Annotated in this window: 1 protein-coding gene and 1 pseudogene; both read left to right on the forward strand. The window is 66.8% G+C overall.

Annotated features, from left to right (window positions below):
- The coding region (gene kdpC / locus CKO42_RS28785) for a potassium-transporting ATPase subunit KdpC (protein WP_200252809.1) at positions 1-527 on the forward strand (527 nt) is incomplete at its 5' end.
- A pseudogene (locus CKO42_RS28790) lies at positions 524-904 on the forward strand (sensor histidine kinase KdpD); the annotation flags it as partial. The gene kdpC and the pseudogene CKO42_RS28790, both read left to right, overlap by 4 nt.

A 904-nucleotide genomic window follows, 5' to 3' on the forward strand; every position in this document is an offset into this window, starting at 1 on the left:
GTGTCCTCTACCCGCTGCTCACCGTGGCGATCGGTGGCGTCCTGTTTCCTGAGCAGTCCACCGGCAGCTTCGTCGAACGCGATGGCACGGTGATCGGCTCGGCACTGGTCGGCCAGCCGTTCAAGGCACCCGGCTATTTTCATGGCCGCCCCTCGGCTGCCGGCTATGATCCCTTTGGCGTTTCCGGCTCCAACCTCGCGTCCAGTAACCCAGCGTTGCGCGATCGGGCCAGGGCCAGCTCAAGCGAGATCGCGGCCGCCAATGCCGTGGAACCGACGGGGATCCCGGTCGATCTCATCGCTGCCTCCGGGTCGGGCATCGACCCGCACATTAGCCCGGAAGCGGCCGAACTCCAGATCGACCGGGTCGCCGCCGCGCGCGGGTTGCCGCGCGCGGCCATCGCGGCCTTGGTGGCGGGACATGTGGAGTCTCCGGTGCTTGGGGTACTGGGGCAGCCGCGGGTCAATGTGCTGCGGTTGAACCTGGCACTTGCCGACCTCGGTGTAGAGGCCGGCGGAACGCCATGAACCTGACAGCGGATCATCGGCCCGACCCCCAAGCCCTGCTATCGGCCATCAAGCGCGAGCGGCACGGGGCGCTCAAGATATTCTTGGGCGCCTTCCCCGGCGTCGGCAAGACCTACAAGATGCTGGAGGCCGCGCGCGAGGCGCGGCGCGAGGGCGCCGATATCGTCATCGGGATCATCGAGAGCCATGGCCGGCAGGAAACCGAGGCGCTATGCGAGGGACTGGAGTCCATTCCCCTGATGCCGCTCGAGTATCGGGGCGCACAGTTTCGGGAGCTGAACCTGGATGCCATTCTCAAACGTGCGCCGGCCGTGGTGCTGATCGACGAACTGGCCCATCGCAACATTCCGGGAACCCGCCACCCACGCCGTTATCAG

This window comes from Lamprobacter modestohalophilus (assembly GCF_016583905.1).
GTDB classification, from domain to species: domain Bacteria; phylum Pseudomonadota; class Gammaproteobacteria; order Chromatiales; family Chromatiaceae; genus Lamprobacter; species Lamprobacter modestohalophilus.